A 15,070-nucleotide genomic window follows, 5' to 3' on the forward strand; every position below is an offset into this window, starting at 1 on the left:
GCTATAAAAACTAGATTCTAAAGCTCTGAAATTAAAGCACCTTACAAGCAAAACCTTTCAAGTAGAAACCTTCAGGGTAAGCTGTATCGATCAAGTGATCGGCAGCTTGCTCGAAGCGTTCAACAAATTTCACTGTTCTGCCTGCATCTAGAGCGGCATCAGCGATGATCTTTTGGAATAGGTCAGCACCCATCAAACCTGAGCAAGAGTAGGTGAGTAGTGTTCCACCTGGCTTCAGGATCTGCATCGCTAGCATGTTAACGTCTTTGTAGCCGTTAGCGCCTGAAGTTAGGTTGTTCTTGCTTGAAACAAATTTTGGTGGATCCATGATCACTACGTCAAACTTAGTGCCTTGGTCACGGTATTCGCGAAGCAGCTTGAATACGTCTGCGTTTAGGAATACAGCACGCTTTTTCGAGATGTCGAATTCATTCAGTTCAGCGTTGAACTTAGCTGTATCGAGAGCCAGCTGAGATACGTCTGCGTTGATTACACGCTTAGCATCGCCTTTTAGGGCGTACAGACCAAAACCACCAGTGTATGAGAAGCAGTTAAGAACATCTTTGCCTTTAACGTACTTCATTGACTCTTTACGGCTGTCACGCTGATCCATGTAGAAGCCCGTTTTATGGCCTTCCATTATGTTCACGCTGATCTTCACACCGTTTTCTTCAATGATCACTGACTTAGGTGGCTCTTCACCATGCAGTACACCGACAGTTTGCTCTAAGCCTTCTTTTTTACGAACCGCTACGTCAGAGCGTTCGTAAATATTGCAATCAGGGAAGCACTCGACTAACGCTTCAACGATAATGCTCTTGTTGAACTCTGCGCCAGCGCTCAGTAGTTGGCAAACTAAGAAGTCTTGGTATTTGTCGATAGTAATGCCTGGCAGGCCGTCAGATTCAGCTGCCGTTAAGCGGTATCCTGTCAAACCATCGCGTTCGATAATATCTTCACGCAGTGATTGTGCGTCTTTAAATCTTTTGATGAAAAACGCTTTATTGATTTCTTCCTTTTCAAATGTCCAAACACGAGCACGAATTTGAGATGCAGGGGAGTAAGCTGCTTTTGCAAGCCACTGACCATTTTGAGCATATACGTCTACAGTTTCACCTTGTTGTGGCTCGCCTTCAACCTTATCGATACCGCGTGAAAATACCCATGGGTGTTTACGACGTAACGATTTGTCTCGGGCTTTAGCTAGATGAATAGAAGGAGTCATGATTTACTCTGTTGGTTGAAATTTGAAGGAGACGTATTGTCGGGGAAGTCAAATCGAAAAGCAAATAAGAAAGGGCTGCAGAAGCAGCCCAAGTATCGATATTTTATGTTCAGATCTTAATGATTAAGCTTTCAGACCTGTCAGTAAGCCTTCCATGGTGTCGCTTTGCTTGCGCAGCTGATCGACATTGGAATTACTCTTACTGATCATTTCGCAAATGCTGTCTGATTGGTGACGAATTTCTGCAACGCTCTGTGCAATATTATCAGCAACCACACCTTGCTCTTCAGAGGCGGTCGCGATTTGGGTACTGCTGTCAGATATTGATTGATTCTTCTCAGCTAATGAGCCGATCTCAACGTTCACTTCTGACATCAACGTTTGACCTTCATTCGCGTTGTTAACCGTCACTTCCATCAGTTTGGTAAGCGATTGGCTGTTACGTTGTAATGATTCAATCATGCTTTGAATTTCGACGGTAGCTTGTTGAGTACGTCCTGCAAGAGCGCGAACCTCATCAGCAACAACAGCAAAACCACGACCTTGTTCACCAGCTCGAGCAGCTTCGATAGCCGCGTTGAGTGCTAATAGGTTGGTCTGTTCTGAAATCCCATTAATGGTCGCGACCACTTCATCGATTTGTGCAGCGTTGGCATCAAGTTCTTCTACTGCTTGTGAAGCCGACTGGATCTCTTGAGATAGGTTAGAGATGGATTCTAAAGTATTAGAAACCTTCAATTGGCCACTCTGTGCAACACCGCGGGCATCCATGGTTTGAGAGCTAGACTCATGAGCAAGCGTTGCGACTTCACGGATCGTCGCAGCCATTTGTTCCGTTGCACTTGCCAAGCTATTCAGGTGTTCTTGTTGATTACCTGAGATGTCTGAGCTTTGTTGCGTCGATTGGTTTAAGTCAGAACTGATTTGCTGCATGAGTGCGACAGACTCTTGAATCGATAACACCATGTTTTGTTCACGTTCGGCTACTTTATCAATAGTAATTGCGATCTCACTGAATTCATCACGAACGAGGAAGTAGTTCATACGACAGGTGAGATCGCCATTCGCTAACGTGCTTAATGCTTTGTTCATAGAGAACATCGCACCGCCAATGAACGTCATGATGTAATAAACGCCTAGAGCGATCAGGGATAGAGTAACGGCAATGATTGAAACTTGAGTCGCAGAGAGGGCTGACCAAAGGTTTTGATCGTGGTTGGCGATTAAGCTGAATGCACCGTTCATGACCGAGACTGAGCCAGCGCCATAACCTAGGGAGATGGTGTCAGAGTTACTGACAAGCTGAGCCACTTGGTCTTTGGTGAGTTGACCTGCCTCGATTAGCCCTTTCATCAAGAGCATCTCTTCTTGGTAAAGGTGAGCAAGTAAAGAGTCCGCAGCACTATCTAAAACAAGCGTTAAAATAACTAGAGCGAGAAGAGGTAATAAGAAGAGTAGATAGAACTTTTCTTGGATTTTTAGGTGAATGAGATATTTGTCAATCCAACGAAATGGGATTTCTTTCATAATCGTTATACTCGAAGTAATGCCACCGCCAAACGGTGATTGAATAGAGTCTCAACTATATCATTCATATAATTTATGAGGCAACGTTATGAAAAATTCACAATGTATATTTGTCGTATCAGGCCGAGTTCAATGTGTTGGCTTTCGTTATCACACAAGCAGGCAAGCACAAGCCTTGTCGATTTCGGGCTATGCAAAAAATTTAAACGATGGTCGTGTTGAAGTATTAGCGGTTGGGGATATGGAGCAAATAGAGAAGTTATATGCGTGGTTACAGTTAGGGCCTTCTAGCGCTACAGTAGACCAGGTTGTTAAGCATCTAATTAGTGAGACGGATAAGCGGACTGTTTCTGTTGGAGAGTTTAAAATACTGTAGCGCTGTTACTACAGTATTTACAGGTAGATCTTGTTAGCGAATAGAGCTTATAAACATTTCGCTGGCTTAGGTAAACCCGCTAACTTTGTTGCTTGTTTAGCTGGGCCTTTCTTGAATAATTTAAACAGGTATTTACTGTTACCTTTTTCAGGGCCGTGGGCTTTTTCCATTGCTTTAACGAGCATGCGAACGGCTGGAGAGGTCTTGAATTCTTCGTAAAAGCTTCTTACAAAATGGACGACTTCCAAGTGAGCTTCAGTCAGTTCAATCGCTTCGTCTTCAGCCAGGATTTCAATCATACCTTCTTCCCATTGTGTGTAGTCCAATAGGTAGCCTTGAGCGTCGGTTTCAATTTGTTTGCCGTTATATTTAAACATGTTTAGTCCAGAATCAGTTTAACTCAGTAAATAGGGTACATGACCACGTTTACCTTTCTCAAGAGATATTGTCGTTATCTCTAGGAATATTGCATCTACAGATACAAAAAAGCCCAAGAGACAGGCTCTTGGGCTCGATTTTGAACGAACTATGGTTAGTCGTTGCTGTTCATAATGCCTAAGATGCTTAGTAGGCTGATGAAGATGTTGTAGATCGAAACATACAAGCTGATCGTTGCTGAGATGTAGTTCGTTTCACCGCCACGGATGATGCTTTGCGTTGTTAGCAAGATAACACCAGTCGAGAACAGAATGAACATACCGCTCATTGCCAATGATAGTAGAGGCATCTGTAGGAAGATGTTTGCAACCATACCCACTAGCAGAACAACGAAACCAGCCATCAACATACCGTTAAGGAATGAAAGATCGCGTTTAGTTGTTAGTGCATAAGCTGATGCTGCCATAAAGGCAAGCGCAGTACCGCCAAGTGCAGTTAGGATGACATCACCCATACCTGCGCCTACATACATGTTTAAGATTGGACCGATCGTGTAGCCTAGGAAACCTGTAAACAGGAACGTAAACACAAGACCCATGCCGTTGTCACGGTTCTTTTCTGTTAGGAATAGTAGGCCGTAAAAACCAACCAGCATGATAATAAGACCAGGACGAGGAAGGTTCATCGCCATAGATACGCCTGCTACAACAGCAGACCAAAGTAGTGTCATAGACAGTAGTGCGTACGTGTTACGCAACACTTTATTGGTTTGCAGAGCATTCTCTTGAGTTGCTGTGCGTGAAAACATAGGGCTGTTCATAATCTTCCTCGTAAGGTGACTTCAATAGTTATTAGTACATTTATGGGGCTGAAAGTTCGAAAAATCAAGTCTTTCATTCCTTCTGTATACTTAAAATAATAATCAAAATAGTCGTTTAAGTGTTTCTCAAGATGTAACAAATTGTTGCTAGTGTTTCATGTTTACAATTTTAAGAAGCTTTAATAACGAAGAGGCGACCGAAGCCGCCTCTGTCTATATCAGTATAGTATCACATTAATGATGCAAGATTTGACTCAAGAAGTTCTGAGTTCGATCCGATTGTGGGTTCTCGAAGAAATCGACTGGGTTGTTTTCTTCGATAATCTCACCCGCATCCATAAAGATGACGCGGTCAGCAACCTCTTTAGCAAAACCCATCTCGTGCGTTACACACAACATCGTCATGCCTTCTTCTGCAAGTTCGACCATTACATCGAGTACCTCACGTACCATTTCTGGATCGAGCGCTGATGTAGGTTCATCAAACAGCATAACTTGCGGGTTCATACATAAAGAACGAGCAATTGCCACACGTTGTTGTTGACCACCAGACAGTTGGCCTGGGAATTTATCCGCTTGCTCTGGTATTTTTACACGCTCGAGGAATTTCATCGCGATGGCTTCGGCTTCCTCTTTTGGCATTTTTTTCACCCAGATTGGTGCTAGGGTGCAGTTCTCCAATACCGTTAGGTGAGGGAACAAGTTGAAATGCTGGAAACACATACCCACATCGCGGCGAACGGCTTCAATGTTTTTCAGGTCTTCCGTCAGTTCATTACCGGATACAAAGATATGGCCTTTTTGGTGCTCTTCTAGGCGGTTGATACAACGAATCATTGTTGACTTTCCTGAACCTGAAGGGCCACAAATAACTATCTTTTCGCCTTTTTTAACTTCTAAGTTGATGTTTTTAAGAACGTGGAACTCACCGTACCACTTGTTCATGTCCTTTAACTCGATCATAAGACCTTGAGAGTTGTTTTCTGTTTGCTGCGTCATAATACGTCCTTGATCTTGTTAATTATCGTTTGTGACCGGTGTGAAGTTTGTTTTCTAGCCAAATCGAGTATCTCGACATGCCGAAACAAAACACCCAGAACACTAACGCGACAAATACATAACTTTCTGTGGAGAAACCAAGCCATTCAGGGTCGGTATTCGCGGCTTGGCCAATCCCTAGTACATCAAACATACCGATAATCAAAACTAGACTGGTATCTTTGAACAAACCAATAAAGGTGTTCACAATTGAAGGGATTGTGATTTTTAGAGCTTGAGGCAGAATGATAAGCCCCGTTTTTTTCCAATAGCTTAACCCTAGGGCGTCAGCCGCTTCGTATTGACCTTTTGGTATTGCTTGTAAACCACCACGGATTACTTCTGCCATGTAAGCTGCACTGAAGAGTACAACCCCAACAAGCGCTCTGATCAGTTTATCGGTTTCTGTCCCTTCTGATAGAAAGAGGGGAAGCATTACCGAGGCCATGAATAGAACCGTAATCAGGGGTACACCACGCCAAATCTCGATGTAAACGGTACACATACTTCGGATGATTGGCATTTCTGAACGTCGCCCCAGTGCGAGTGCGACACCAATTGGTAGTGATACCACAATACCCACAAGCGCGATGATCAGTGTAACTAGCAATCCACCCCATTTATGTGTATCGACGACTTCTAGTCCGAAGATGCCGCCGTAAAGAAGACCAGCGATCAAGAAAGGGTAGATGTTTACAAAAAATAACCAAATCCAAGTGCGCTTTGGTGTTCTTTCGTAGGCTAACAAAGCAACGAATATCGCTAGCGTGATATAGAATAGGCGTGGGCGCCAAAGTTCAGCTTCAGGGTAGAAGCCATACATGAATTGATCCCAACGCACGCTAATAAACACCCAACAAGCGCCATCACTTGTACAAGCATCTCGTGTTGTTCCTATCCAATCAGCATTAATGAATGCCCAATCTGCTATTGCCCACAATAAAGTGAAAGCAAAATAAGCAAGCACCACAGTGACGACACTGTTAACTGGTCCATTAAATAGATTCTTTCTTAACCAACCGACAGGCCCAACGGTATTCGCCGGAGGCGGAAGATCAGGTTGAAATTGATGTGTACTCATCTTATCTCTCCACCAACGCTACTTTGCGGTTGTATATGTTCATTAGAGCGGATGTTAATAGGCTTAGAGTCAGGTAGACGCCCATTGTCATCGCGATTACTTCGATAGCTTGTCCAGTTTGGTTCAATGTTGTTCCTGCAAATACAGACACAAGATCGGGATAACCAATGGCCATCGCAAGTGATGAGTTTTTGGTCAGGTTTAAATACTGACTGGTTAGTGGTGGGATAATAATTCTTAATGCTTGCGGAATAATCACGAGCTTAAGAGTTCTTGTTCGCGGGAGCCCTAGAGACATAGCAGCCTCTGTTTGCCCATGGTTTACCGCGTTGATACCTGAACGCACAATCTCAGCGATGAATGCAGCTGTGTAGATACTTAAAGCAAGCATCAATGCGGCAAGTTCAGGAATGATGCTAATACCACCTTTGAAGTTAAACCCTTTTAAAACAGGGTATTCAGCAGAGATAGGCATGCCCATAACAAAGTAAGTAACCAGTGGTAAACCTACAATGAGTGCTGCGGCAATGCGGCCCATCGGTGTTTGCTGCCCCGTTAACTTCTGTTTGTTGTTAGCCCATATGTTGATAACAAACGTAGCGATGATACCGGCAATTAGCGATGCGATAACAATGCTACTGCCTTGCTCCATGACAGGGGCAGGGAAGTACAGACCACGTACATTCAAGAAAATAGCTTCACCCAGGCTCATACTTTGACGAGCGGAAGGTAATGCTTGTAGAACAGCGAAATACCAAAAAAATATTTGTAGAAGAAGAGGGATATTTCGGAATATTTCTATGTAGACCGCCGCAAATCGGCTCACTAGCCAGTTTGAAGAAAGCCTAGCAATACCCATACTAAAGCCCAGTACCGTGGCTAGCATGATACCTAGCACAGAAACTAAAGCGGTATTGAGAAGACCGATAAAGAAAGTACGACCGTATGAGAACGTTTCGTCGTATTCAATGAGAGTTAAGCCGATACCAAAACCAGCTTCTTGGGAGAGAAAATCAAAACCAGTGGCGATACCACGGGAATCTAAGTTAGTGAGTGCATTATTTACGATCGTATAAAAGAAAGCACAGAGTGCTCCGACAGCGAGAATTTGGAAAATAACTGAGCGAAAAGTGGGGTTGTAAAAAAGGTTGGCACTTTTGGGCTGTGGCTTTGCCTGAGCTGGAGAAATAGTTTCATTAGGTTTCATACTGCTATAACCTCAAATCCATTTAATAAATAGGGCGGAAAAGTCCGCCCTAATTGATGCTTGGAAATTTATTAACGGATAGGTGGAGCGTACATAAAGCCGCCCGCATTCCATAGTGCGTTTACGCCACGAGAGATCTGTAGTGGTGAACCTGTACCAACAGTACGTTCGAAGCTCTCACCGTAGTTACCAACTTGTTTAATTACTTGGTAACCCCAATCGTCACGAATACCTAGGCCTTTACCTTTAGGACCGTCAACGCCAAGAATACGCTTGATGTTTGGATCTTTTGACTTAAGCATTTCATCAGCGTTCTTAGAAGAGATACCGTACTCTTCCGCGTTAATCATCGCTGAAAGTGTCCATTTAGCGACGTTGAACCATTTGTCATCATCTTGACGAACAACAGGACCTAGTGGTTCTTTAGAGATGATTTCAGGAAGTACTTGCGCAGATTTAGGATCGGCTAGGTTCAAGCGAAGTGCATATAGGCCAGATTGGTCTGTTGTAAGAACATCACAACGACCCGCATCAAAACCTTTAGACGTTTGTGCTGCAGTATCAAATACTACTGGCTTGTAAGACATACCACTGTTACGGAAGTAATCAGCTAGGTTAAGTTCAGTCGTTGTACCTGATTGTACACATACTGAAGCGCCATCAAGTTCTTGAGCACTTGTAAGGCCAAGTTCTTTCTTAACCATGAAGCCTTGACCATCGTAGTAGTTAACACCTACGAAGTTCAAACCTAGAGCAGTGTCACGATGTAGTGTCCATGTTGTGTTACGAGATAGTACGTCGATTTCACCTGATTGAAGGGCAGTGAAACGTTCTTTCGCTGTTAAAGGTACATACTTAACTTTAGTCTTGTCACCGAGTACAGCCGCTGCAAGAGCTTGACAATACTCAACATCGATTCCTTCCCATTCACCTTTTGAGTTAGGGTTAGAGAACCCTGGAAGACCTGTACTTACACCACAAGTTAAAAATCCTTGAGATGTGACTTTGTCCAGAGTGCTTTCTGCCGCTGATGCTGATGTTGCCATCATCGCAGTTGATGCAGCTACTACTGAAGCAAGAAGTGTTAGTTTATTTGTCATTTGTATCCTTCCTTGTTAACCAGGTGACACCTGATACTCGTGCTCATTTGAGTTTTTCTATATGTGTTGCGCTTTCTAAGACCTTGTTACTCAAATCAAACTGGTTGCATTTTGCAAATGAAACTGTGTGCGATTTAAACAACTATTTATAAGGTTAGGAAAGGATCCGTACTTTCACAAATGTATAATTTAAAAAGAATTTTGAATGAAATCACAAATCCGAACACAATTAGAATGACCAAATGTTAACTTAATGTAAATAGTGCAGCGGTTCACACTGTTGGTGCAACGAGATTTAGGTTTTTATATTGACAATTGACTAGGTAAATATTCTAAATCAATATCACAATGATGAAACATTAAACTTCAGAAAGATTGAAATTTGGTGAATAAATATTTTTATTGCACTTGGATAGTTATTAATATGCTCCAAATTTGGTAGCATGTCTGAATAGTTATTGAAGTCATCTCAAGGAAGAACATGCGTTATTTCCCAATGTTTTTAGATGTAGAAAATAAGCCGATCTTAGTGGTGGGTGGGGGTGAGGTTGCTTGCCGAAAAGTAGATAGCTTGTTAAGAGCTGGGGCGGATGTCACTTTAGTGTCCCCCAAGGTAGAGCCTTACTTAAAGCAGCTTGTTGATGATAATAAAGTCCATTGGGTTCAAAACTTTTATTCTTCACAACTTATCTCGAAAAACTACTTACAAGTGTGGGCAACCACGGACAACCCAGACCTAAATCATCAAGTACATAATGATGCAAAAAAGTTGGGTATTCTTGTCAATGTGGTCGACGACTTACCCTACTGTGACTTCATCACTCCCTCAATGATAAATCGCGGTAGAATCCAAATTGCGATCTCAAGTGGGGGGGCATCACCTGTTTTGGTGAGAAATATTAGAGAAAAACTCGAAACCGTCTTGCCTCAGAATATTGGTTTGATCGCAGACTTTGGTGCATCAAAACGCAATTCGATTAAAGAGACCTTTCCTACTGTTGATGAACGCCGCAAATTCTGGGAGCGATTTTTGTCTTCTAGTTTCATCAATCAAGTCACTGAGCGCGAGCAGCTGGAAACTTATTATCAACAATCTTTGGTGGAACCTGTTGATAATGACGGGCAAGTGACCTGGATTGAGTTCGAGCAAGATGTAGAACTTCTCTCAATGAAGGCGTTACGCCTGATGCAAGAAGCAGAATTGGTGCTGTCACCTAAAGAGTGCCCATTTGATTACATTGACTTGTGCCGTAGAGACGCCGAGAGAGAGAGTTTCAGAGATAGTGGAGAGCTATCGACAAAGCTTGAGAAGGCAAGGGAAGAGAACTTACGTGTGTGTGTGTTTATTCCACCAGCAAGTGTTGAGTTCAATCTATTGGTCGGCAAAGACTTGAAACTGTCTTCCGCTAAAGTTATTAGCTAAGACTAGAACTATCTAGTTCAGTTCGTACTTACCTTACGATCTTTGAATAAAGTCTCTAGATAAATAAAAAGCCACTTCCCAAAGAAGTGGCTTTTTGCTATTTCGAACACGACATGGTGCTGATGAATGAGCAACCTAAATAAGAAGTCGCTAAAACTCAGAAATTAGTCGCGGAAGTTATCAAATTGGAAAGGTTGACCAAGTTCACCGCTACGAACTAAAGCCATAACAGCTTGTAGATCATCACGTTTCTTACCAGTTACACGAACTTTGTCGCCTTGGATAGACGCTTGAACCTTCACTTTGTTGTCTTTGATTAGCTTAACGATCTTCTTAGCAACGTCAGTTTCGATGCCTTGCTTAAAGATAACCGTTTGGTGCCAAGTGCGACCTGTTTGGTCTGCTGCTTTCGCTTCCATCGCGTTCGGATCAACGTTGCGCTTCGTTAGGTTGCTACGAAGAATGTCGCGCATCTGCTTTAGTTGGAAGTCATCTTGCGCTGTCAGTTTTACTGATTCGTCTTTGTAATCGAAGCTAGCTTCAACGCCACGGAAATCGAAACGAGTCGATAGCTCACGGTTTGCGTTGTCTACAGCGTTACGTAGTTCTACTGCTTCTACTTCAGAGATAATGTCAAATGATGGCATTGTGTTCGTTCCTTAAGCTAAATTTCTATCTTTAATTGCAGTTGCAAGCATGTCTAGCATGGTTGCAGTATCTTCCCAGCTTAGGCAAGGGTCAGTGATTGACTTACCGTATTCTAGGTTATTGATGTCAGTCATTGGCTGGTTACCTTCTTTAATGAAGCTTTCTGCCATGATGCCTGCAATTTGGTTTTTGTTAGATTTGATCTGTTCGCAAATGTCTTGTGCCACTTCTAACTGCTTACGATGCTGCTTTTGGCAGTTTGCGTGGCTGAAGTCGACAACTAAGCGCTCAGGAAGGTTAACTTCTGCCAGTTGCTTACATGCGTTTTCAACAGATTCAGCGTCAAAGTTAGGGCCTTTATCACCACCACGTAGAATAACGTGGCCGTATGGGTTACCTGAAGTGCGGTAAACAGTCATACGACCATTCTTGTCTGGAGAATAGAAGTAGTGTGAAGCATGCGCAGCACGAATCGCATCGATTGCAATCTTGATGTTGCCATTGGTTGCGTTCTTGAAGCCTACTGGGCAAGAAAGTGCTGAAGCCATTTCACGGTGAATCTGAGATTCTGTCGTACGAGCGCCAATCGCGCCCCAAGTGATAAGGTCTGCAATGTACTGACCTGTGATCATATCAAGGAATTCAGTCGCGGTAGCTAGGCCAAGCTTGTTGATATCAAGCAGTAGTTTACGAGCTTTGTTTAAGCCAGTTTCAAGTGCGTATGAACCATCTAGATTCGGATCGGTAATCAAACCCTTCCAACCTACAATTGTACGAGGTTTCTCGAAGTAGGTTCTCATGACAACGAACAGTTCATCTTTATACTGGTCTTGAATCTGACTTAAGCGCTCAGCGTAATCAAGTGCCGCATCTGTATCGTGAACAGAACAAGGGCCAACGATAACTAATAGGCGGTCATCACGACCCGTTAGGATATCTTCGATTTGGCGGCGAGAGTTTTTAATGCGCTCAGCAACGTCGTCAGTAATAGGGTGTGCATTGCCTAATTCGGCAGGAGTTGGCATAGGACCCAGAGCTTGGGTTCTCAACTCATCAGTTTTTAATGGCATGTGATAGCTTTTTTATTCTATTGCGAAGTGGTTAAGATAACGGAATTGAACAGAGGAATAAACTCTCTTACGTCAAAGTTATCTCAGTTATTGCTAATATTCTTATTTTTATCAGCAGGCCAGCGTCAAATAGGGGATTTTCACTTGTATTAACAGGCAGCTATCGGTATTTTCGTTTGAACACAACATAAAAATGCTGGAGCAGCAATGACTCAAGAAAATCAAAGCACTTTGCACCCAGAACTTGTCTTAGGTGATGTGCTGCCTTCTTATAACGATAATAATAATTCCAACCACTTGTACGTTTCCCTGTCTGAATTGGTCATGGATCGTGTGTTCTATCATCCAAGTATTGAAAGCCACTTAGATACTTTGTCTGATATTGAGAAAACCTCTTTAGCCGCTATTCTTGGTGATAAAAGTGTTGATGAACATTTTGTTTCAACCTTAGTTGTCGCTATTCAAGCTGCAGTTCAGCCAAACCATAATGCGGTTCGTGTTGCGCTGAGCAGTGCCGACAGCTATGGGTTCCGCTCTTTACTTGGCGGCAATTGCGAAGTTGAAGAAGTAAACCCTGCACTGGGTGTACGTGGCGTAACACGTTATGCGACACCAGAATATAGCAAGGCTTTTGCGCTAGAGTGTCAGGTGATCAAAACCCTGCGTGAGCAAGGTATCAATGTTGAAATCGTTGTTCCTTATGTTCGAGCTCTGAGTGATGCAGCGAAAATCATTGATCTGTTAGCCGAGCAAGGTTTACCACGCGGCTTGAATGGTCTAAAAGTCCTCTTCTCGTGTGATGTTCCTTCTGCCGTTTTACTTAGCGAACGACTTCTGCATTACTTTGACGGTGCGGCGGTGAACGTTGACAGTCTGACTCAATTTGCGTTGGGCGTTGATAAGCAGAATGAAGCTCAGCAACATGCGTTTGACCCACAGAATGAAGCGGTGATTACGTTAATCTCTAGTATCGTGAAAGCGACTCAACACGCGAAGAAGCCTGTGTTAATCGTGACTCAAGGTTTGGTCGATTACCCAAGACTTCAAGGGTATATTGCGGACCTGGAAGGGGTTGATACCGTTATTACGGCTTAATCTTCCCTTGTTGCAAGAGTTTGAAAATGAAGAGATATCATGGAGACGTGATATCTCTTTTTTGTAACATTTTTTTGACATCTCTATCGCTAACGGATTAACTGGTCTGATGACTAATTTTATTAGGTAATCCGAATGTTGACCCCTCTACAAAAAGCAAATTTCTATTTAAGTATGTTTGGCTTTTTCAAAGTGCCATTGATCTGGTTGTGTCGCCCAAAGCTGCTCGCATTGGATAACCAACATGTTGAAGTGAAAATCCCTCTTAAAAGGCGAACGAAGAATCACCTTAATAGTATGTATTTTGGTGTGTTGGCTGTGGGTGCTGATGTCGCAGGCGGTTTTCTTGCCATGAGTAAGTCGCAGCAACAAGGTGAAAAAATTTCGCTGGCATTTAAAGAGGTGACGGGCAATTTTTTGAAGCGCCCTGAGGGAGATGTACATTTTACGTGTAACGATGGAGAGCTAATCAATACCATGTTGGCTGAAACCATGTCGACTGGAGAGCGTGTTAACCAACCTGTGACCATTATCGCGACTTGTCCGTCTCTGCATGGTGATGAACCGATGGCTGAATTCACGCTAACGCTTTCTATTAAGAAAGTGCCTTCTAGAAAGTAGCTAAAAGCTTTGCGGAAGCAATAAGAAACGGTTGAGAATTGAAAGAGCGGTATGTGGATTTCGTATCCACATACCTGATTTCGTCCACATATACCTTAAAGACTATGACTCTTGAGTGATCTGCTCGATATCAACGATTTTTGAACGGTTCATTACGATTTTCCAACGGTAATAAGTCGGTTCGCTATCATGATTGTTCTCTTTGATAATCAAGTTCAGTAGGTGACGTTTTTCTACTGACTCACGACTTACTTGACCTTCATTTAGTCGATATACGTTATTTGAACCTTTATCCATCAAACGAGTTAGAGCTCTCAGGCTGACGGACAGTGTTTCACGCGTCTCTTCGTAACCACTCATAAACGTTGATGTCGACATTTCGGTTTGAGAACGATAATGCAAAATTTGTTCTTCGCGCTGAACAACTCGCTTCTTACGAATCAACTGAATTTTGTCCGCTAACTTAGAGAAATTGGCGTAATCCAACCATTCGAGTTTATGACCGACTGACTTATTTGTTGTCGGGTCAAAGTAGCGACGCTTCCACTTTGGTTTTCCTTTGCGGAGCCAACGCCAAAGTATATCCCTTAAATCATCCTTGAAGATTTCACGCAAAGCGTAGATGAATGACATGGACACGATGAAAGACGCGGTAATCTCTCCTAGGAAGTCACGAGCCAATATGACGGTCGTGGTAACCACCACCATGACCAAGCCCGTGGCGATGCCTTTAACGGCTCGCTTCACGTTTTTACCCATTGATGTCGTCTTTTCTTTGAGGACGATAGGATGCTCAATCAAACGACGCAGCAATCGCATCTTGTTACTCAAACGAGTGACATCTTCTCGAACCTTGGCGGAGTTGTATCGATTTAGCTTGCGGTGAGCGGTTTCTTTATCACAAAGCGTTAATAGGCGCTCTTTGATGGTGGAATACTCACTGCCGCGTGGCATGTGTGAAACCAGCGATAAAAACTTTTGCTCTGTGTACCAAGACAGGTAGTTATCTATATTGGCATAGTAACGTTTAAGGTTTTCTTCATAAGGAATACTTCGGCGCAGTTTCTTTAATATATCGAGAGCCAGTTCGATGACTTCATCAACTTCATCAGCCGTGACATTGTCACTCTCATTTTTATTCAAGCTGCTGACGGCTTTGTCTAACGCGATAACATATTGATAAGCGAACAAACTCAAACTGACACGATACTGTGTAATGGAGAGTCGGCCACGTTTTGCTAAACGACTGTGTACTAGAGGTAGCAGCGTTTTATCACTGTAGTAAGCGCGTTTCTGAGTAATTGAACTGTAGAAAAATGCGCTTTCAGAAAGGACTTCAGGCGTCAGTCCGAGTTCACCGGGAATGAATAGATAAACGTCCATATCTAGCTTTTTTGTCTTAGCCATCGCATGGTTAATTTTAAGTGTTATCGCATCTTGTTTATCAACGGTGATCAACGA

General features: G+C 43.0%; 15 protein-coding genes. 4 read left to right on the plus strand and 11 right to left on the minus strand.

What is annotated here, in order from left to right:
- Nucleotides 1–31: 31 nt before the first annotated feature.
- Complete coding sequence (locus OW495_RS13905; RefSeq protein ID WP_017110716.1) at nt 32–1,225, minus strand: class I SAM-dependent methyltransferase; 1,194 nt, start codon at nt 1,223–1,225, stop codon at nt 32–34.
- A 123-nt stretch (nt 1,226–1,348) separates the two neighbouring features.
- Complete coding sequence (locus OW495_RS13910) at nt 1,349–2,752, minus strand: methyl-accepting chemotaxis protein (protein ID WP_017110715.1); 1,404 nt, start codon at nt 2,750–2,752, stop codon at nt 1,349–1,351.
- A gap of 88 nt (nt 2,753–2,840) precedes the next feature.
- On the opposite strand from OW495_RS13910, the gene yccX reads away from it, so the two are divergent.
- A complete protein-coding gene (gene yccX / locus OW495_RS13915; RefSeq protein ID WP_102514547.1) occupies nt 2,841–3,128 on the plus strand; it encodes an acylphosphatase in 288 nt (95 codons plus the stop codon).
- A gap of 47 nt (nt 3,129–3,175) precedes the next feature.
- On the opposite strand, the gene OW495_RS13920 is transcribed toward yccX, so the two are convergent.
- The 6 genes from OW495_RS13920 to OW495_RS13945 form a co-directional block, all read right to left on the minus strand.
- Nucleotides 3,176–3,505, minus strand: coding sequence for a TusE/DsrC/DsvC family sulfur relay protein (locus OW495_RS13920; protein WP_102514546.1), 330 nt, complete (start codon nt 3,503–3,505; stop codon nt 3,176–3,178).
- A 155-nt stretch (nt 3,506–3,660) separates the two neighbouring features.
- On the minus strand, nt 3,661–4,326 hold the full coding sequence (locus tag OW495_RS13925; protein WP_017110713.1) for a Bax inhibitor-1/YccA family protein: 666 nt from the start codon (nt 4,324–4,326) through the stop codon (nt 3,661–3,663).
- 234 nt (nt 4,327–4,560) lie between these two features.
- On the minus strand, nt 4,561–5,325 hold the full coding sequence (locus tag OW495_RS13930; RefSeq protein WP_009846639.1) for an amino acid ABC transporter ATP-binding protein: 765 nt from the start codon (nt 5,323–5,325) through the stop codon (nt 4,561–4,563).
- Between the two features lie 22 nt (nt 5,326–5,347).
- On the minus strand, nt 5,348–6,445 hold the full coding sequence (locus OW495_RS13935) for an amino acid ABC transporter permease (protein ID WP_065104242.1): 1,098 nt from the start codon (nt 6,443–6,445) through the stop codon (nt 5,348–5,350).
- 1 nt (nt 6,446) lies between these two features.
- A complete protein-coding gene (locus OW495_RS13940; protein ID WP_099167347.1) occupies nt 6,447–7,652 on the minus strand; it encodes an amino acid ABC transporter permease in 1,206 nt (401 codons plus the stop codon).
- Nucleotides 7,653–7,723: 71 nt separating this feature from the next.
- The gene (locus tag OW495_RS13945) at nt 7,724–8,752 is read right to left on the minus strand and encodes an amino acid ABC transporter substrate-binding protein (protein ID WP_004733634.1); all 1,029 of its coding nucleotides are present in this window, start codon (nt 8,750–8,752) and stop codon (nt 7,724–7,726) included.
- A 481-nt stretch (nt 8,753–9,233) separates the two neighbouring features.
- On the opposite strand from OW495_RS13945, the gene OW495_RS13950 reads away from it, so the two are divergent.
- Nucleotides 9,234–10,175: a bifunctional precorrin-2 dehydrogenase/sirohydrochlorin ferrochelatase gene (locus OW495_RS13950; RefSeq protein WP_102514545.1), complete on the plus strand. Its 942-nt coding sequence runs from the start codon at nt 9,234–9,236 to the stop codon at nt 10,173–10,175.
- Between the two features lie 164 nt (nt 10,176–10,339).
- Here the strand turns inward: OW495_RS13950 and OW495_RS13955 are convergent, their stop codons facing one another.
- Both OW495_RS13955 and OW495_RS13960 read right to left on the minus strand, forming a co-directional pair.
- On the minus strand, nt 10,340–10,822 hold the full coding sequence (locus OW495_RS13955; protein WP_004733632.1) for a YajQ family cyclic di-GMP-binding protein: 483 nt from the start codon (nt 10,820–10,822) through the stop codon (nt 10,340–10,342).
- 12 nt (nt 10,823–10,834) lie between these two features.
- Nucleotides 10,835–11,893 carry a 3-deoxy-7-phosphoheptulonate synthase gene (locus OW495_RS13960; protein ID WP_017106999.1) on the minus strand — a complete coding sequence of 353 codons (1,059 nt, stop codon included), beginning with the start codon at nt 11,891–11,893 and terminating at the stop codon, nt 10,835–10,837.
- A gap of 207 nt (nt 11,894–12,100) precedes the next feature.
- On the opposite strand from OW495_RS13960, the gene OW495_RS13965 reads away from it, so the two are divergent.
- Nucleotides 12,101–12,988, plus strand: coding sequence for a putative PEP-binding protein (locus tag OW495_RS13965; RefSeq protein WP_102514544.1), 888 nt, complete (start codon nt 12,101–12,103; stop codon nt 12,986–12,988).
- 135 nt (nt 12,989–13,123) lie between these two features.
- Entirely contained in the window at nt 13,124–13,609 is a 486-nt protein-coding gene (locus OW495_RS13970) for a DUF4442 domain-containing protein (protein ID WP_017082222.1), read from the plus strand.
- A gap of 102 nt (nt 13,610–13,711) precedes the next feature.
- Here OW495_RS13970 and OW495_RS13975 read toward each other — a convergent pair whose 3' ends face one another.
- Entirely contained in the window at nt 13,712–15,067 is a 1,356-nt protein-coding gene (locus tag OW495_RS13975) for a hypothetical protein (RefSeq protein ID WP_017106997.1), read from the minus strand.
- Nucleotides 15,068–15,070: the final 3 nt, after the last annotated feature.

The organism is Vibrio sp. 14N.309.X.WAT.E.F5, from assembly GCF_030397615.1.
GTDB lineage: Bacteria > Pseudomonadota > Gammaproteobacteria > Enterobacterales > Vibrionaceae > Vibrio > Vibrio lentus.